14 protein-coding genes and 1 pseudogene (1 of these 15 cut by a window edge) are annotated in these 18,055 nt (G+C 73.5%); 10 read left to right on the forward strand and 5 right to left on the reverse strand.

The genetic code is table 11. The features are described from left to right. The 3 genes in view from ACH4SI_RS01160 to ACH4SI_RS01170 are tightly spaced (at most 41 nt apart) and all read left to right on the forward strand, a layout consistent with a single transcriptional unit that may run on beyond the window. Window positions 1–414 carry the 3' end of a non-ribosomal peptide synthase/polyketide synthase gene (locus ACH4SI_RS01160; RefSeq protein ID WP_398291197.1) on the forward strand. It extends 22,680 nt beyond the left edge of the window, so only the last 414 of its 23,094 coding nucleotides appear in the window; the start codon falls outside the window, past its left edge; it ends in the stop codon at window positions 412–414. Continuing rightward, window positions 411–7,550: an amino acid adenylation domain-containing protein gene (locus ACH4SI_RS01165; protein ID WP_398291199.1), complete on the forward strand. Its 7,140-nt coding sequence runs from the start codon at window positions 411–413 to the stop codon at window positions 7,548–7,550. Before ACH4SI_RS01160 ends, ACH4SI_RS01165 begins: the two co-directional genes overlap by 4 nt. A 41-nt stretch (window positions 7,551–7,591) precedes the next feature. Next, window positions 7,592–8,644 (forward strand): TauD/TfdA family dioxygenase, encoded by a 1,053-nt coding sequence (locus ACH4SI_RS01170; RefSeq protein WP_398291201.1) that lies wholly within the window; start codon window positions 7,592–7,594, stop codon window positions 8,642–8,644. 15 nt (window positions 8,645–8,659) lie between these two features. On the opposite strand, the gene ACH4SI_RS01175 is transcribed toward ACH4SI_RS01170, so the two are convergent. Continuing rightward, window positions 8,660–9,241 carry a TetR/AcrR family transcriptional regulator gene (locus tag ACH4SI_RS01175; RefSeq protein WP_398291203.1) on the reverse strand — a complete coding sequence of 194 codons (582 nt, stop codon included), beginning with the start codon at window positions 9,239–9,241 and terminating at the stop codon, window positions 8,660–8,662. A gap of 89 nt (window positions 9,242–9,330) precedes the next feature. Here ACH4SI_RS01175 and ACH4SI_RS01180 point away from each other — a divergent pair, with 89 nt between their 5' ends. Then, window positions 9,331–10,533 (forward strand): MFS transporter, encoded by a 1,203-nt coding sequence (locus tag ACH4SI_RS01180; protein WP_398291205.1) that lies wholly within the window; start codon window positions 9,331–9,333, stop codon window positions 10,531–10,533. Between the two features lie 191 nt (window positions 10,534–10,724). Here the strand turns inward: ACH4SI_RS01180 and ACH4SI_RS01185 are convergent, their stop codons facing one another. After that, on the reverse strand, window positions 10,725–11,660 hold the full coding sequence (locus ACH4SI_RS01185) for a M56 family metallopeptidase (RefSeq protein WP_398291207.1): 936 nt from the start codon (window positions 11,658–11,660) through the stop codon (window positions 10,725–10,727). A gap of 12 nt (window positions 11,661–11,672) precedes the next feature. Continuing rightward, complete coding sequence (locus tag ACH4SI_RS01190) at window positions 11,673–12,050, reverse strand: BlaI/MecI/CopY family transcriptional regulator (protein ID WP_398291209.1); 378 nt, start codon at window positions 12,048–12,050, stop codon at window positions 11,673–11,675. A gap of 144 nt (window positions 12,051–12,194) precedes the next feature. On the opposite strand from ACH4SI_RS01190, the gene ACH4SI_RS01195 reads away from it, so the two are divergent. The 3 genes from ACH4SI_RS01195 to ACH4SI_RS01205 all read left to right on the forward strand — a co-directional run bounded on the left by ACH4SI_RS01195 (window position 12,195) and on the right by ACH4SI_RS01205 (window position 15,822). After that, window positions 12,195–13,445: a glycosyltransferase family 4 protein gene (locus ACH4SI_RS01195; protein ID WP_398291211.1), complete on the forward strand. Its 1,251-nt coding sequence runs from the start codon at window positions 12,195–12,197 to the stop codon at window positions 13,443–13,445. 74 nt (window positions 13,446–13,519) lie between these two features. After that, window positions 13,520–14,356: an undecaprenyl-diphosphate phosphatase gene (locus ACH4SI_RS01200; protein WP_398291213.1), complete on the forward strand. Its 837-nt coding sequence runs from the start codon at window positions 13,520–13,522 to the stop codon at window positions 14,354–14,356. Next, window positions 14,353–15,822 carry a glycosyltransferase family 39 protein gene (locus ACH4SI_RS01205; RefSeq protein ID WP_398291215.1) on the forward strand — a complete coding sequence of 490 codons (1,470 nt, stop codon included), beginning with the start codon at window positions 14,353–14,355 and terminating at the stop codon, window positions 15,820–15,822. The genes ACH4SI_RS01200 and ACH4SI_RS01205 overlap by 4 nt, the downstream gene beginning before the upstream one ends. A gap of 7 nt (window positions 15,823–15,829) precedes the next feature. On the opposite strand, the pseudogene ACH4SI_RS01210 reads toward ACH4SI_RS01205, so the two are convergent. Continuing rightward, window positions 15,830–16,160: pseudogene (locus tag ACH4SI_RS01210) on the reverse strand (hypothetical protein). A gap of 40 nt (window positions 16,161–16,200) precedes the next feature. Here ACH4SI_RS01210 and ACH4SI_RS01215 point away from each other — a divergent pair. The 3 genes from ACH4SI_RS01215 to ACH4SI_RS01225 all read left to right on the forward strand — a co-directional run bounded on the left by ACH4SI_RS01215 (window position 16,201) and on the right by ACH4SI_RS01225 (window position 17,340). After that, window positions 16,201–16,650 carry a hypothetical protein gene (locus ACH4SI_RS01215; RefSeq protein ID WP_398291217.1) on the forward strand — a complete coding sequence of 150 codons (450 nt, stop codon included), beginning with the start codon at window positions 16,201–16,203 and terminating at the stop codon, window positions 16,648–16,650. A gap of 67 nt (window positions 16,651–16,717) precedes the next feature. Further along, the gene (locus tag ACH4SI_RS01220; RefSeq protein WP_398291219.1) at window positions 16,718–17,134 is read left to right on the forward strand and encodes a hypothetical protein; all 417 of its coding nucleotides are present in this window, start codon (window positions 16,718–16,720) and stop codon (window positions 17,132–17,134) included. Continuing rightward, on the forward strand, window positions 17,131–17,340 hold the full coding sequence (locus ACH4SI_RS01225; protein ID WP_398291221.1) for a hypothetical protein: 210 nt from the start codon (window positions 17,131–17,133) through the stop codon (window positions 17,338–17,340). The genes ACH4SI_RS01220 and ACH4SI_RS01225 overlap by 4 nt, the downstream gene beginning before the upstream one ends. A 137-nt stretch (window positions 17,341–17,477) precedes the next feature. Here the strand turns inward: ACH4SI_RS01225 and ACH4SI_RS01230 are convergent, their stop codons facing one another. Then, window positions 17,478–17,900 (reverse strand): spore-associated protein A, encoded by a 423-nt coding sequence (locus ACH4SI_RS01230; RefSeq protein ID WP_398291223.1) that lies wholly within the window; start codon window positions 17,898–17,900, stop codon window positions 17,478–17,480. Window positions 17,901–18,055: the final 155 nt, after the last annotated feature.

Here is an 18,055-nt window from a genome sequence, read left to right on the forward strand (position 1 = left end):
CTGGGATTCGGTCTGCTGCGCCACCTCAACCCCGCCACCGCTCCGGCCCTTGCCGAATGGCCCTCGCCCCAGGTGGCGTTCCACTACCTCGGGCGGCTTCCGCGCGTTCCGTCCGGCACGTGGCCGGAGGGGTCCGGCCTGCCGCCGGAGTACCGGGCCGAGGTGAGGGTGGCCGTCGTGGACGGTCCGGACGGCCCCCGGCTGACCGCGGCCTGGGGCTGGCCCCGCGCGGCGCTGACCGAGGCCGACGTACAGGACCTGGCCGACACCTGGACGCGCGCCCTGGAAGCCCTCGCCTCCCACGCCGCCCGGCCCGACGCGGGCGGCCGCACCCCGTCCGACGTACCGCTGGTGCGGATGAGTCAGAACAAGTTGGAGCAGCTCGAAGCCGCATGGAGGAGAAGAACACGATGACGCGGGCGGAAGCGGAAACGGAACTGGAAGACATCCTGCCGCTGGCACCGCTGCAGGAGGGCCTGCTGTTCCACGCGCTCTACGACGAGTCGGCGCTGGACCTCTACACCGTGCAGAGCGCCTTCGACCTGGACGGCGCCCTCGACGCCGGGGCGCTGCGCGCCGCCGCGTCGGCCCTCCTCCGCCGCCATGCGAGCCTGCGGGCCGGCTTCTGGCACGAGGACCTGGAGGAGCCGGTGCAGATCATCCCGCGCGCGGTGGAACTGCCCTGGCAGGAGCACGATCTCGGCGCGGTGGACCCCGGCGCGCGGGAGGCGGAGGCGGAGCGGCTCGCCGTGCACGACCGGCTCCGTCGCTTCGACCCGGCCCGCCCGCCCCTGCTGCGGTTCACCCTCATCCGGTTCGGCCCCGACCGCCACCGGTTCCTCGTCACCGCCCATCACCTGGTGACCGACGGGTGGTCCACGCAGCTGCTGCTGGACGACCTGTTCCAGCTCTACACGCGCGGCGGCTTGGAGGACGGGATGCCCCCGGCCGCCCGGTACCGCGACTACCTGGCCTGGCTGGCGGGCCAGGACCGGGCGGCCGCCGAGGACGTGTGGCGCGACGTGCTGAAGGGCGTCGACGAGCCCACCAGGGTCGCGCCCGCGGATCCGTCCCGGGCGCCCGGGCTGCCCGGCCAGGTGCTGCGCGACCTGCCCGACGACCTCGCCACGGCCCTCCAAGGGCTCGCCCGCCGTCAGGGCCTGACCCTGAACACGGTGTTCCTGGGCGCCTGGGCGGTCGTGCTCGGCCAGCTGACCGGCCGGACGGACGTGGTGTTCGGCACCACCGTCTCCGGCCGCCCGCCCCAGGTGCCCGGCGCCGAGAAGATGATCGGGCTGTTCGCCAACACCCTGCCCGTCCGGGTCCGGCTCGCCCCCGCGGAGCCCCTGTCCGCCATGCTGGCCCGTCTGCAGCGGGACCAGACGGGACTGATGGCCTGTCAGCACGTCGGGCTGTCCGGCATCCAGCGCACCCTGGGTTCGGGCGAGCTGTTCGACACGGCCACCGTGTTCGAGAACCTTCCGGCCCGGAGCGACGGGCTCGCCGCCGCGGCCCTCGGCGGCGGGCTGCGGGTGACGGCGGGACCGAGCCACGGCGTCACCCACTACCCGCTCAACTTCATGGTGATGCCGGGCGGACCGCTGCGGCTGCGCCTTGACCACCAGACCGACCTGTTCGACCGGGACACCGCGGAGGCCATCCTGGGCAGGGTGGTCCGGGTCCTGCGGACCGCCGCCTCGGACCCGGACCTGCGGATCGGCGCCCTGGACCTGCTGGCCCCGGCGGAGCGGAACCGGGTCCTGGTGGAGTGGAACGGCACCGTCGGCGATGCCCCGGCCGCGCCGGTGCCGGAGTGCTTCGAGGCGCAGGCCGCGCTGACCCCGGACGCGGTGGCCGTGGTGTCCGGCGGGACGCGGTGGACGTTCGCCGAACTGGACGCGCGGGCGGACCGGCTCGCGCGCCATCTGACCGGCCGCGGCGTGGGACCCGATGTCCTGGTCGGGCTGTGCGTACGCCGGTCGGCCGCGATGATCGCCGCCGTTCTGGCCGTATGGAAGGCCGGCGGGGTGTGCGTGCCGCTGGACCCCGGCTACCCGGCGGAGCGGCTCGCGTTCATGCTCGACGACGCGGCCGTGCCCGTGGTGGTGACCGAACGCGCGGTGACCGCACGGCTGGAGGGCGGCGCGGCGGACGTCGTACTGCTCGACGACGCCCTCGACGCCGGCCCGCCGCCGGCCCGGACCCCACGGCCGGCGGTGCGCGGGGACCACGCGGCGTACGTCGTGTACACCTCCGGCTCGACGGGTGTGCCCAAGGGCGTGGTGGTGACCCACGCGGGCCTGGCGAACCTGTGCGCCAGCCACCGCGAGCTGGTCTTCGCCCCGGCGGCGGCGAAGGTGGCCGCCACCGACGGGCGACGACTGCGGGCGGCGCACACCGCCTCGCTCTCCTTCGACGCGAGCATGGGACAGCTTCTCGGACTCGTGGCCGGCCACGAACTGCACGTCGTGGACGACGAAACCCGCCGCGACCCCGCCGCGCTGCTGGGATACGTGCGCGACCGGGGCATCGACTACCTGGGCGTCGCGCCGTCCATGCTGCGCGAACTGACCGGACTGGGGATGCTGGAGGACACCGGGCACCGGCCAGGGTTGATCCTCCTCGGCGCGGAGGCCACGGGCGCCGCGCTGTGGGAGACGCTCCGGGAGCACCCGGACATCGAGGTGCACAACTACTACGCGCCCAGCGAATGCACTGTGGACGCCGTCGGCGCCCGGGTCCGTGACAGCTCCCGGCCGGTGATCGGCCGGCCGATCCGCGACATGCGGGTCTATGTGCTCGACGCACGGCTGCGCCCGGTGCCGCCCGGTGTGGTCGGGGAGATCTACCTCTCCGGTGCGCAACTCGCCCGCGGCTACCTCAACCGGCCGGGCCTGACCTCCGAGCGGTTCACCGCCGACCCGTTCGGCGCGCCGGGGGAACGGATGTACCGCACCGGTGACCTGGCCCGCTGGACCGCCGCCGGGCTGCTGGAGTTCGCCGGCCGGGCGGACGACCAGGTGAAGGTGCGCGGGTTCCGGATCGAGCTGGGCGAGGTGGAGGCCGTGCTGGCCCGGCACGCCACGGTCGGGCACGCGGTCGCCGTGGTGCGCGAGGACAGGCCCGGCGACCAGCGGCTGACGGCGTACGTGGTGCCCGCGCCCGGGGCCCGGCCGCCGCATCCGGACGAGCTGCGGGAACACGCCGCCGCCGTACTGCCCGAGTTCATGGTGCCGTCCGCGATCGTCGTGCTCGACACGCTGCCCCTGACCCCGAGCGGCAAGCTGGCGCGGCGGGACCTTCCGGCCCCGGCGGCCGGTCGGCACGGGACCGGCGGCCGGGAGCCCCGCGGCCACGCGGAGGAGGTCCTGTGCGGCCTGTTCGCCGAGGTGCTCGGCGTTCCCGGGGTCGGGACCGACGACGGATTCTTCGCCCTCGGCGGGCACTCGCTGCTCGCGACCCGGCTGGTGTCGCGCATCCGCTCGGCGCTCGGTGCCGAACTCGCCGTACGCGACGTGTTCGAGGCCCCGACCGTGGCCGGGCTCGCGGCCCGGCTCGGCACGGCGCCCCAGGACGGGCGGAGGCCATCGCCGCGTGCCGTGGAACGCCCCGCCGAACTGCCCCTCTCGTTCGCGCAGGCGCGCCTGTGGTTCCTGCACCGGCTGGACCCCACGTCGGTCGGCTACAACATGCCGTACGCGCTGCGCCTGACCGGAGACCTCGACATCGCCGCGCTGCACACCGCCCTGAACGACGTGGTGGCCCGGCACGAGGTGCTGCGCACCGTCTACCCGGACACCGGGGGCGTACCGCGCCAGCACGTCCTGGCCCCCGCCGACGCGACGGTCGACCTGCCCGTCCGGCGGGTCGAGGAGGCCGCTCTCGCCGAGGCCCTCGCGGACACCGCAGCGCACCGGTTCGACCTGACGGCCGAACCGCCCCTGCACACGACCCTGTTCGCGCTCGGCCCGGACGAGCACGTCCTGCTGATCGTGCTCCACCACATCGCCGGTGACGGCTGGTCCAACCGTCCGCTCGCCCGTGACCTGTCCGCCGCCTACACCGCCCGGTGCGCGGGCCGGGCCCCGTCCTTCGTGCCGCTGCCCGCGCAATACGCCGACTACACCCTGTGGCAGCGCCGGTTCCTCGGTGACGCAGACGACCCGGACAGCGTGCTGTCCCGCCAGGTCGCCCACTGGCGCCGCACGCTGGACGGGCTGCCCGTCGAGCTGGAGCTGCCGCGGGACCGGCCCCGCCCGGAGGTGACCGGCACCCGCGCCGGGGTGGTGCCGCTGCGCGTGGGCCCGGACCTCCACACCCGGCTCGCCGAACTGGCGCGCGCGGGCGACGCGAGCCTGTTCATGGTCCTGTCGGCGGCGCTTGCGGCACTGCTCACCCGCGACGGCGCGGGCACCGACATCCCCATCGGCACACCGGTCGCCGGGCGCACCGACGACGTCCTCGACGATCTCGTCGGATGCTTCGTCAACACGCTGGTGCTGCGCACCGACACGAGCGGGGACCCGAGCTTCGCCGAACTGCTGGAGCGGGTGCGGGAGACCGGCCTGGCCGCCTACGCCCACCAGGACCTGCCCTTCGAGCATCTGGTCGAGGTGCTGAACCCGGCCCGCTCGGTGGCCCGGCACCCCGTCTTCCAGGTGATGCTGGCCCTCCAGCACGCCGGGGACCTGTCCCTGGAGCTTCCCGGTCTGCGGTGCCGGGCCGAGGAGATGGTGTCGCGGTCGGCCAAGTTCGACCTGCTGTTCAGGGTCGCCGAGCAGCGCGGACCGGATGGTCTGCCCGGGGGGCTGGCCGGTGGCGTCGAGTACAACGCCGACCTGTTCGACCGGGACACCGTCGAGGGCCTGGTGGCCAGGTTCCTGCGGCTGCTTCAGGCCGCGGCCGCCGACCCGGCCCAGCGAATCTGGCGGCTCGGCCTCCTCGCCCCGGCCGAACGCGAGCGGGTGCTGACGGGGTGGAACGACACCGCGCGGCCGCTGCCCCCGGTGACGCTGCGGGACCTGTTCGAGGCGCAGGCGGCCCGCACCCCGGACGCGGTCGCCATGGTCGCCGAGGACATCACCCTGACGTACGCGCAGCTGAACGCGCGGGCCAACCGGATCGCCCACGCGCTGATCGAGCGCGGGGCCGGCCCGGAGCGGGTGGTGGCCCTCGCCCTGCCGCGCTCCGCCGAGCTGGTGGTGGCCCTGCTCGCCGTGATCAAGACCGGCGCGGCCTATCTGCCCGTCGATGTGAACCAGCCGGCCGAGCGGACCCGCCTGATGCTCGACGACGCCCGGCCCGTCCTTGTGCTGCACGCCGACGGCCTGGTACGCGACCCCGGCGACCGGCCGGACCGGAACCCGGGCGACACCGCCACACAGCTGAGGCCGTCGCACCCCGCGTACGTCCTCTACACCTCCGGCTCGACCGGCACCCCCAAGGGGGTGGTCGTCCCGCACGCAGCCGTGGTGAACCGGCTGCTCGGCATGGCGGCCGAGTTCACGCTGGGGCCCTCCGACATCGTCCTGTACAAGGCGCCGGGCGCCTTCGACGCCTCCGTATGGGAGTTCTTCTGGCCCCTGACCACCGGCGCCCGGATCGTGGTCGCCGATCCGGAGGGGCACCGGGACCCCGCGTACCTGGCGTCGGTGATCCAGGAGCACGCGGTGACGACCGTGCACTTCGTACCGTCGATGCTGCGGGTCTTCCTCGACGAGCCCGCCGCGGCCGGATGCACCGGCCTGCGGCAGGTCCTGACCGGCGGCGAGCCGCTCCCCGCGGACCTGCGGGACCGCACCCTGAGCATGCTGGGCGTGGAACTGCACCACCTGTACGGTCCGACGGAAACCGCCATCCACACGACGTCCTGGACCTGTGATCCCCTGTCGGCCACCCTGGACACGGCCACCCCGGACACCGCCGCCGCGGGCGTGGACCGCCGCCCGGTGCCGATCGGCCGGCCGGTGAGAAACGTGCGCGCGTATGTGCTGGACGCGGGGCTCGGCTCGGTGCCGCCCGGGGCGACGGGGGAGTTGTACCTGGCCGGTGTCCAACTCGCCCGGGGCTACCTGAACCGGCGCGGCCTCACGGCGGAGCGGTTCGTGGCCTGCCCGTTCGGGGCGCCGGGGGAACGGATGTACCGGACCGGAGACCTCGTGCGGTGGACCGGGGACGGGGTCCTGCGGTTCATCGGCCGGGCGGATCAGCAGGTCAAGATCCGCGGCTTCCGTATCGAACCCGGCGAGGTCGAGGCGGCGCTGACCCGGCATGAGACCGTGGCCCAGGCTGCGGTCGTGGCCCGTGAGAACCGGCCCGGAGAGCGGCGGCTGGTGGCATACGTGCTCGCGGCACCGGGCGCCGAGCCGCGCCCGGCCGATCTGCGCGGCCACGTCGCCGCGACGCTGCCGGAGTTCATGGTGCCTGCCACCGTGGTCGTGCTGGACGCCTTCCCGCTGACGACCAGCGGCAAGCTGGACCGGCGTGCCCTGCCCGAGCCGGGTCAGGATTTCACGGCCGCCGGGCGGCCCGCCCGCACGCCCGAGGAGGAGATCCTCTGCGGCCTGTTCGCCGACATTCTCGGCGTGGCCGGCACGGGGATCGACGACGACTTCTTCGCGCTCGGCGGGGACTCACTGGCGGCGATCTGGCTGGTGAGCCGGATCCGGGACACGATGGGCCTGGACCTGTCGGTCCGGGATCTGTTCGCGGCGCCCACGGTCAACCGCCTCATGGGAAGGCTGCGGCTCGGAGTCTCGGACGACGCCTTCGACGCCCTGCTCCCGCTGCGGGCCTCCGGCGGCCGTCCCCCGCTGTTCTGCCTGCCCCCGGGCGGCGGACTGAGCTGGTGCTACACCGGACTGCTGCGGCATCTGGGTCCGGACCGGCCGGTGTACGGGCTCCAGGCCCGCGGACTCGCCCGGCCCGAGGCATACCCGGAGACCATGGACGACCTGGTCACCGACTACGTCGAGCAGATCCGCTCCGTACAGGCCACCGGCCCCTACCACCTCCTGGGCTGGTCGTTCGGCGGCCTCGCCGCCCACGCGGCCGCGGTGCGACTCCGGGCGGAGGGCGAGGAAGTGGCCCTCCTCGCCCTGCTCGACGCCTACCCCCCGGACCCCGGAACCCCGGCCGAGCCCGTGGACGAAGGGGACGTGGCGGAGATCCTGTCGACCCTGCTCAGCTTCGCGGGCCACGACGAGCACACCGGCGAACCCCTGCGGGTCGACGACGCCATGGAGATCCTGCGGCACGGCGGCGGGCCCCTCGCGGACCTGGAGGAGCGACGTGTCACGGCCCTGACGGAGGTCTACGCGAACCACAGAAGGCTCGCGGCGGCGTATGTGCCCGGCCGGTTCGACGGAAGCCTGATGCACTTCACGGCGACCGCCGACCGCCCCGACGCGATGCCCACCGCCGCCGTCTGGGAGTCCTGCGTCACCGGGGAGGTGGAGCGGTACGCCGTGGACTGCGTCCACCACGACATGTGCCGGGCCGAGCCGCTGGCCCGGATCGGCCGCGTACTGGCCGAAAGGCTGGACGCATGAGGACCCATCCGTTCGAGAGCACTGACGGCAGGAGGACCGGTTTGCTCGACCACCCCCAGGAGCTCGCCCTCGGCGGTGTGGCAGAGGTGACGCTGGAGCTGACGCCGGACGAGGCCGAGGGGTTCCGCAAGCTCGTCACCGAGATGGCCGACGCACTGCCGCACCCCGGCTCGGCCGGGCCGACGACGCTCGACACCCCCGAACTGCTCGAGGAGATCGAGGTGGCGGCCCGCTGGCTCCCGCCACGCATGGCCCGCGCGCTCAGCCGTTTCCGGAGGGAAGGCAACCCGCACGGCACCCTGATCGTGCGGAACGTGCCCCTCGACGACGCACTGCCCCCGACACCCGCCGACGGCGTCGCCCCGGACTGGTCACGGCTGCCGCTGGCGACCCTCGCCCAGCTCGCGGCGGTGTCCTGGCTGGGGGACGTCATCGCCTACGCGGACGAGAAGGACGGCCGCCTCGTCCAGGACATCGTCCCGGTCCGGGGCGCCGAGTCGCGGCAGGAGAACAGCGGGAGTGTGATGCTCGAAATGCACACCGAGGACGGATTCCACCCGTTCAAGCCCGACTTCCTCTCCCTGCTGTGCCTGCGCGCCGATCACGAACGCCGCGCGCGCACCACCTCCGCCGCGATCACACGGGCGCTGCCCCGCCTGTCCGCCGAATGCCTCTCGGCGCTGCGCCGGCCCTCGTTCCGGATCCGGCACAGCAGTTCCTTCGGCCACGACGGCACCGGCACCGGCGACGTCTCGCTCCCGCTGCCCGTCCTGTCCGGGCCGGACGCGGAGCCCGAACTCGTCGCCGACTTCCACTCCATGGAACCGCTGGACGAGGCCGCGGGGCGGGCGTTCGGCGAACTGCACGACGCCATGTGCGCCGTGCTGGTGGGCACGGTGCTCGAAGCGGGCGACCTGATCGTCGTGGACAACCGCACCGCCGTGCACGGCCGCACCGGATTCAGGCCCCGCTACGACGGTCACGACCGGTGGCTGCGGCGCTGCTTCGCCGTCGCCGACCTGCGCAGGTCGCGCGGCGTCCGCGCGGCCGGATCGCAGGTGTGCGCGCCCCTGCGGCCGAGAAGTGGGCCGTGAGACTCACCGGCGGGATCAGAGCTGTTCGTCGGGGAGGTGCGGCGCGGCCTCGACGACGGCGTGCACGACTCCGGCGACGAGCTGCCGGTTGAGAGGGGCGGCGTCGAAGCGGCTGTGCATGGGCCAGCCCTCGATCAGGGCGTCGAGGGCCCGGGCCACTCCGGGAGTGAAGTGCAGGGCGAGGCTCTCCCGGCTGCGCGCCAGCCACGAGCGGGTGGTCGCGGCCACCGCGGTGTTGTGGTTGGCGTAGGCGTACATCTCGAAGATGAGCGTCATGTCGCGGTCGGTGGCGTAGGCCGGACCGCAGATCAGCTCGACCACGGCCGCCTCGGCCTCGGCGGTCGACCCGGCGCTGTGCAGGGTGCGGCGGTAGAGCCGGGACATCGTGTCGGCGAGGCGGGCGAACGCCAGCGCCAGCAGCTCGTCCATGCCGTCGAAGTAGTACGTCAGCGAGCCCAGGGGGACGCCGGCTTGTGAGGCGATCTTCCGATGGGTCGTCCTGTGGACGCCGCCTTCGGCGATGACGTCGAGGGCGGCATCGAGGATCCGGTCCCTGCGTCCGGGGTCGTTGGGAATCTCACGCCGTGTGCCGCTCACGGCCCCCAATGTGTCACAAGGCGACTCCGTTCAAGTGTGTACGATCGTACAGACTTGTCGTGTTCGGTCATCCACTGGAGGCATGCCCCGTGACTGTCAGCCTCGGCCGGCGTCGGACCGCCACGTTCGCCCTGTTCTTCCTGCCGGGCCTGGCCATGGCGTCCTGGGTGACGCGCACCCCCGACGTGCGCGACCTGCTCGGGGCCTCCACCGGACGCATGGGCCTGGTCCTGTTCGGGCTCTCGGTCGGGTCCATGGTGGGCATCCTGTGCTCGGGACCGCTCGTCGCCCGCTGGGGCGCCCGGCCCGTCATCGCGGCCGGAACGCTGGCGACCGCCGCGGGGTCCGCCGTGATCGGCCTGGGGGCCGCGGCGGGCGCGGACGCGGTCGCGGCCCTCGGGCTCGGACTCATCGGCCTCGGGATGGGTGGCGGCGAGGTGGCCCTCAACATCGAAGGGGCGGAGGTGGAACGGCTGCTCGGCCGTTCCACCCTCCCCGCGATGCACGGCTTCTACAGTCTCGGGACGGTGGTCGGCGCGGTCGGCGGCATGACCCTGACCGCCCTCTCGTTCCCCGTCCTGTGGCATCTCGCCATCGTCACCGCCGTGGTGGCGGCCGTACTGATGCCGATGATCCGGTACGTTCCCGCCGGGGTGGGCCGACGCACCGGCAACGGCCGCAACGGCAGCGGCAGCGCCACTCACGCGCAGACCTCCGCGGGCCCCGCGGTGTGGCGGGAACCGAGGCTGCTGCTCATCGGCGGCATCATCCTCGCCCTCGCCATGGCCGAGGGAACGGCGAACGACTGGCTGCCGCTGGTCATGGTCGACGGCCATGGCTTCGACCCCGCGCTCGGATCGGCCGTGTACGCGGTCTTCGCGGCCTCGATGACCGTCGGCCGCTTCGCGGGCGGCCGGTTCGTCGACGCTTACGGACGCGCGGCCGCCCTGTGCGCCAGCGCGGTCATCGGCGCCGCCGGCATCGCCCTCGTGATCCTGGTCGACAACCAGGCCGTCGCGGCGGCAGCCGCCGTCCTGTGGGGCGTCGGCGCGTCCCTGGGCTTCCCCGTCGCGCTGTCCGCGGCCGGCGACTCCGGCGACAACTCCGCGGCGAGGGTTTCCCTCGCCGCCACTCTCGGCTACGTCGCCTTCCTTGTGGGACCGCCCTCACTCGGCCATCTCGGCGAGCAGTTCGGGCTGCGCAACGCCCTCTTCCTCGTCCTGATACTCGTGGTGGCCGCATCCTTCGCCACGCCTGCCGCCCGCACGGCCCACCCCGCACGCACCCCCTGAACCGGCGACGGCCCGTCGGGGCTGTACGGCGAGCCGTCGGGGGTCGAGAACTCCGTACCGATGTGCCGGGAGGTCTGCTTGCGCCCCGTCGACCCGGCCGGTATGCGTCGTGGGTGCGCCAATCCCACGCGTACAGAGGCGGCTCTTCCCGGAATGCCCGCCCCGCGCACGCTCGGTCATCGGCTGACCGCCTACCGGGCGCCGACGGCCTCCAGCAGCAGGTGGAGGTCGTGGGCGGCTTCGGCGGTGGACAGGGCCGCGGCGGCGAGGACCGCGGCTGTCGTGGCGGCCAGGACGGGGTGGCGGCCGAAGGGGGGAGCGAGGAGGGCGGCGACGCGGCGGGGCACGGGCCCGGCGGTGGTGAGCGGGGCGCGGCGGCCGAAGATCGCCAGGGCGGCGCCGGGACCGCGGGTGGGGGAGCGGTGGGCGGCGAGGGCGGCCTTGCCGACGGTGTGGGCTACCCGCTTGCGGTCGCCCGTGGCGGTGGCGGCGCTCTCGTCGGCCCATCGTTCGACGGTGTACGTCACGGCGGTGGCGAGGGGGCGCAGCAGCGGGTTGGCGGCGGCGCCGAGCTGGGCCAGGGCGACGAAGGCGTAATGGTGGGCCGCCAGGTGCGCGCGTTCGTGGGCGAGCAGGATGTCGCGCTCGGTTTCGTCCAGGGTGCGCAGCATGCCGGTGGAGACGACGACGCGGCCGGGCAGGCCGGGGATCGCGAAGGCGTCGGGCGCCTCGTCCTCGACCACGACCAGGCCGTCTTCGGTGGGCATGCAGGCCGCTTCCAGGGCGGCGGCGGCCAGGGTGCGGGCACGCCGCCAGAGCATGCGCGCGGCCATGAGGACGGCGGCGCCGAGCAGCAGCCCGGCGATCAGGGCGACGGACAGTTCGTCGGGGTCGTCGCGCTGCGCGGTGGGGGCAGACCAGTGGCCGAGGACGGCCAGCTGGGGAAAGCGGAGCAGTCCGGTGATGGCCAGCAGGCCCAGCGAGATCGTGGTCGCCGTGCCCATGGCGAGGGCTGAGACGGTGAGCAGCCAGGTCGCCAGGCGGGGCTCGCACCGCTCCGACAGCAGGCGCGCTCCGAGGGGGGCGAGCAGGGAGAGCAGCAGGGGGATGTAGACGGCGATGTGCATCGTGGCGGCCTCCTACTGGTCGGGACCGAGCAGGTGGCGCAGCAGGTGCGCGTCGTCGGTGGACAGCTCGTCGGCGAAGCGGGCGAGGACGTCCTGGCGGTCGGACCGCTCCTCCAGGACGGAGCGCATGCGGCGGGCGGCGAAGCCGGGGTCGTCGGTCACGGGGGCGTAGGCGTAGGCCCGGCCGCGCGGGGTGCGGGTGAGCAGCTGCTTGGTGTGCATGCGGGTGAGGATCGTCACCACGCTGTTGTAGGCCAGCTCGCTGCCCAGACGTTCGGTGACCTCGCGGGGGGTCAGCGCGCCGCCGGCCCGCTGCAGCAGTTCGAGGACCTCGGCCTCGCGTGCACCGTTGGGCCGCTTCGGGCCCTGTCCTGGTGTGCGGGTGCCCATGCGTTTGGCGTCCCTTCCCTCATCTCCTACACTCGTGTAGGACTCCTACACGAGTGTAAAAGTCACTGTCTCCCCAGTGTGCCATGCGCTCGTACCCGGGCAGAACTCTGCCCTGGGCGGCGCTCGGCAGGAAAGGACCCCGCGGTGTCTTTGACCCCCACCCCGCTCGCCGGGACGGTCCGCGTCACGTTCCTGATCCACAACGTGTACGCGATCGGCGGCACGGTCCGCACCACGCTCAATCTCGCCGCCGCGCTCGCCGACCGGCACGAGGTGACGATCGTGTCGATGCTGCGCCACCGCGCCCGCCCGCGGTTCGCCATCGACCCGCGGGTGACGGTGGTGCCCCTGGTCGACATACGCGCGGACGCCACCGACGCGGCCGACCCGCTGCTGCACCGGCCGGCCGAGGTCTTCCCCACCGCCGAGAAGCGGTACGAGCAGTACAGCCGCCTCACCGACCAGCGGGCGCGGGAGTACCTGCGGACCTGCGACGCGGACGTGATCATCGGCACCCGGCCGGGCATCAACGTGTACCTGGCCCGCCACGCCCCGCCCCGGGCCCTGCGCATCGCCCAGGAGCACCTCACCCACGACATGCACACCAAGAAGCTGCGCGCCCAGCTCGCCCACCGGTACCGTGACCTGGATGCCGTGGTCACCACGACCGAAGCCGACGCGGCCGTCTACCGGGCGAAGATGCGGCTGCCGGGTGTACGGGTCCTGGCCATCCCCAATGGCGTGCCCGACCCGGGCCTGCCGCCCGCCGACGGCAGGGCCCCCGTCGTCGCGGCGGCCGGACGGCTGGTGCGCGCCAAGCGGTTCGACCTGCTCATCGAGGCATTCACCGACGTCGCCGCCAAGTACCCCGACTGGTGCTTGCGCATCTATGGCGCGGGTACCGACAAGGAGCGGCTCCAGCGGCTGATCGAGGAGCAGGGCCTCGGTGGCCGGGCCGCGCTGATGGGCGCGGTGTCCCCGATCGAGGCCGAGTTCGCGAAGGCGTCGATCGTCGCCTCCGCCTCCGACGCGGAATCCTTCGGCATGACGCTGGTCGAGGCGATGCGCTGCGGCATACCCGTGGTCGCCACCGCCTGCCCGCTCGGACCCGCCGAGATCGTCGACGACGGCGTCGACGGCCGCCTGATCCCGACGGGCGACCGGGAGGCGCTGGCCGCCGCGCTGTGCGACCTGATCGCCGACGAGCCCGGCCGCCGCCGCATGGGCGAGGCCGCCCGCGACGCGGCCCGGCGCTTCGATCCGGCCCATGTCGCCCGGGCCTACGAGGAGTTGTTCGCCGACCTCGCGGCCACCCGTTCTTCCCGCGCCTGGCAGCGCCGCAAGGCCCGCTGGCGCGGTCGCGCGGGCCGGGCCCTGCGCCGTCTGCGCCGCTGACCCCGTCCCCTCCACCTCGCTTCACCCTCCTCGCTTCCTCCACCCCGCTTCATTCACCAGGGAAACGGATCCAGATGAGTCCCATCAGCATCGGCCAGGCGGCAGTCCTCGGCATCGTCGAAGGCATCACGGAGTTCCTCCCCGTCTCCTCCACGGGCCACTTGAAGATCACCGAAGGACTGATGGGCATTCCGGTCGACGACACCTCCGTGGTCGGCTTCACCGCCGTCATCCAGGTCGGGGCGATCGCCGCGGTGCTGGTGTTCTTCTTCAAGGACATCGTGCGGATCGTCTCCGCCTGGGGCCGCGGACTGGCGCGCCGCGAGGAGCGGTATCACCATGACTACAAGTTCGCCTGGTGGGTCATCTGCGCCACCATCCCGATCGTGATCGTGGGCCTGGCCGCGAAACCGCTCATCGAGGGCCCGCTCGCGTCCCTGTGGGTGGTCGCCACCTCCCTCGTCGTCGGATCCGGTGTGATGTGGGTGGCCGACCAGATGGGCCGCCACAAGCGCGGCGAGGACGACACGAGCTTCAAGGACGCCATGCTGGTCGGCTGCTCGCAGATCCTCGCACTGCTCTTCCCCGGCTTCTCGCGCTCCGGCGCCACCATGTCCACCGCGCTCCTCCTCGACCTGGACCGGGTGGCCGCCACCCGCCTGTCCTTCTTCCTCGGCATCCCGGCGCTGACCGGCGCGGGCCTGTACGAACTGAAGGACGCCGTCGGCGCCGGGGTCGGCCCGGCCCCTCTCGTGGTGGGCACCGCCGTCTCGTTCGTGGTCGCCTACGCCTCGATCGCCTGGCTGCTGAGGTTCGTCGCCAAGCACTCCTTCAACGCCTTCGTCATCTACCGCATCGCCATCGGCCTGCTGCTGTTCGGTCTGCTCGGTACCGGGGCGCTCACCGCGTGATCGCCTTGCGTACGGTCCTGTCGAGCGCTGTCCCGCGACCGCCACGCCGGATCCCGTGGCTCGCGCTGGTCGCCCTCGCCTATGCGGTGGTCCAACTCGCCCTCGTCGTGCCGCACTTGGGCCTGGGCTGGGACGAGACGGTGTACCTCTCGCAGGTCGACCCGCGCCGCCCGGCGGCGTACTTCAGCGCCCCGCGCTCGCGCGGCATCAGCCTTCTGGCCTCCCCGGTTCTCGCCGTCACCGACTCCACCACCGTGCTCCGGGTCGTCCTGGCGCTGTTGTCCGCCGCCGCCCTGTACGCGGCCTACCGCGTCTGGCAGCCGCTGCTCGGCCCCGGGCGGACTGCCCTGGCCGCGCTGCTGTTCGCCGGCCTGTGGACCACCATGCTGTATGGGCCGCAGGCCATGCCCAATCTGTGGGTGGCCCTGTGCGCGGTGGCGGCCGTGGGGTGGTTCCTGCGCGCCGCACACCCCCCTGCGCGGCGGCGGGCCCTGATCGGCCTGGGTGCCATGGTCGCGGCCGCCACCGGCTTCCGCTTCTCCGACGGCGTCTGGCTGGCCCTGCCCCTGCTCGCGGCGAGCGCGATCGTCCCGGCCTGGCGGCGCCCGGCGCCCGCGCTCGCCGTGCTCACCGGACTCGTCGTAGGTGGCGCCGAATGGATCGTGGAGGCGTACGTACGCTGGGGCGGGGTCGGCGCCAGGCTGCACGTCTCCAGCGCCACCGAGGGCGGCATGGGCACGCACTGGGCGGGCGGCCTGGCGTGGCGCAGCCTCAACGGCCCCCTGCTCTGCCGCCCCTGCCACGTCCACCACGTCCACCCCGTGCTCACCCTGTGGTGGCTCGCCCTGCCCGTCCTCGCCCTCGTCGCCTGCGCCCTGGCCTGGCGCACCCGGCGCCGCGCGGCCACGCTGCTCCCCGTCGCCTGCGCCGCCGCGCTGAGCATCCCGTACCTGCTGCTCATCGATTACTCCGCGCCACGTTTCTTCCTGCCCGCCTACGCCCTGCTCTCCCTGCCGCTCGCCACGCTGGCCGTACACGGCGTGCGGGCCATCCGCCCTCCCCGCGTGCGCGCCCTGGCCGCCGGCTCGGCGGCCGTGCTGCTCGCCCTGCACCTGACCGCGCAAGTCCAGATCCTCGACCACAACGCGGCCGACGCCCGCGCCACCGCCCACCGCTACCGCACGGCCGCCCATGACCTGCGCCGCCTCGGACTCACGCCGCCCTGCCTGGTCAGCGGCGTACACGCCCCGCCCATCGGCTACTACGCCGGCTGCTCCTCAGCCGACGTCTCCGGCAACAACCGCGACACCACCGTGCACACGTTGCTCCGGCGCGCCGCCCGCGAGCCCACCGCCGCCCTCGCCAGGACCCGCGCGGGTCCTCCCGACTACGCCCGTACCTGGGCCTCCCACCCCCTGCCGGGCACCGGGCTCACGGCCTACACGCCCGCTCACGACAACGGCTGAGGTGACCTCAGCGCCGGGCCGACGCCAGCACACTCGGCCCGAACATCAGGACACCCAGGGGGAGATGGACCGACGCGACGTGCGCGATGCCGAGCATGACCTGGACCGAGGCGAGCACGAGGAAACCCGACGCGTGCCGGCATCGACGCCCCGTACATCACCCGGGCCCCGGCACTGTGCAGCGTCTCCCCGTAGGACGAGGTCAGCAGCAGTCCGGCGGAGACGGCCTGCGGGAAGATGGTCAGGGTCTGCAGGGCGATCGCGATCCGCAGGAACGAGGAGCCGGGGCCGAGCGGCGCGAGGTCGTGACGCCGAAGCCGGCCGCCCCGCCGCCGCACCCGTGCCCCCATGGGCGCGCCCACCGTAGGGTTCGGCTGTATGACCGACCGCGTGCTGGAACTCCTTCGCACCCGCCCCGACCTGGCCGGACTTGCCGCGTTTCTGTGCGACTTCGACGTGCGAAGGGCGCGCCACGGAGAACAGGTGCACCTGGCATCCGGTGCGTCGCTGGAGCCGATCGCCGGCGACGACATGGGCGGCACGTACTTCTTGTCCAGGGGAACGGCCGTCCTCCACGCGTCCGACGACGGGCACGCCTCGCTCGTGGCCGACAGTGTCGGCGAGGCTCTCGAGATCGCCGTCCGGCTGCCCTGGTGGTGCGAGACCATGACCGACGAGAGGGACGAGGAGGACCTGCGCGCCGCCATGCGTGCGGCGGACGACGAAGCGCGGAAGGATTTCGCCCCCGACCTGGACGCCCAGCGAGCGGAGTTGATCCACGGTCCGGGTCTGCCGGACCGGCCGCTGGTCGAACTCCTCGCCCTGTGAATGCCGCACGGACCGAGCGGTTCGAGGAGCGGCGGCCGGCCGCGACGCGGGTGGCGTCGCAGGGGCGGTGGCGTGGGCCCGCGCCGAGGAGGTGCGGCGGTACGGGCGGGACATGGCCGCGGAGAGCGAGTTCACCTGGATCGAGCTGGCCCACCGGCAGGGGCGCGTCGAGAACGCCCGGGTCGCGCTCATCCGCATGCTGGACGACACGGGGCCGGACGCGGACCGCCTGCGGGAGCTGAGCCGCGCGCTGGAGCGTATCGGCGACCACCCGCAGGAGGCCCGCGCCCAGTTCTTTCTCCTCTCGTTGCAGGCCAGGGCATGGGACCGGGCCGCGGAGGCGTACGTCCTGGCCCGTCTGGAGCGCCGCAAGGGCGACCTCGCGGCAGCGGCCCGGGCGCTGGAGCGGGCACGGTCGGCGCCGACGGCCCGGCGCCGGACGGCACGGTGGAGCAGTGGCACCGCCGGGGACTCGGCCGAATGATCACCGAGCAGCATATGGAGCTGACGCTCGCGGCGGTCGAGGAAGGCGACGCGGAACTCGCACGGGCGACGATGGCGCACGGCAGGCGCCTGCTGAAGGCGATCGGCAAGGAGTCGGCGAAGGCACTCGCCACGCTGTCCACGCGGGCGAAATGGGCCGTGGCCGACGGGCTCAGGGAAGGTCGCGGCGGCCCAGCGCCCGACTGAACGGCTCCCCGGTGGCGCGGGCACTGCCGGTCGTGGTCACCGACGTCGTACCGCTTGTACGAGGCCCGGCACGGCAGGCATACATACGTTCGTGGCGGTGCCCCGGCCGGAACGGCCCGGCCGGGGCACCCCGCGGGTCAGCCGCAGTGACCGGTGGCGCTGGTGGAATAGGTGGTGATGCCGCCCTCCCAGGTGACGCACTGGCCGCGGGCCTGGAGGTAGACGGGTCCGGCGTAGGTCGTGAACCGGCCGTTGTCGGTCGCCTTCCCCTCCCTCGGCGAGCTGAGCGAGGCGAACATGTACACCGGCGCCCCGGCCCTGGCCCGAACGGTGACCACACAGTTCTCGCCGGTCGTCTTGTTGTACGTCAGGAAGGTGGTGCCCAGGTTCTCCATGTCGGCGGAGTCGATGACCTTGTATCCGGTGCCACAGGCCCCGTTGTACGTCGCGACCGGGCCGACGGACTCCGCCGCGGACGCGGGCCCGGCAAGGGCGAGGGCACTGCCACTGACGACGACGGTGACGGCCGTGACGGCGGCTGTGCGACGGGCGAGCTTCATGGGGTTCCCCTCGTTCGTGTGGTCCGTAAACGCGTGTCCGACGGTGAGGGCCGGTCGGTCGACCGGCCCTCACCCACACGTGTGGTGAGACCAGATGGCCCCTGGGTTGGTTGTGGCCGCACCGCGTCACAGTTCTGTCACCGCACCGCTCGCCG

The sequence above is a fragment of the Streptomyces sp. NPDC021212 genome, from assembly GCF_044332925.1.
In the GTDB taxonomy this organism is placed as follows: Bacteria; Actinomycetota; Actinomycetes; order Streptomycetales; family Streptomycetaceae; genus Streptomyces.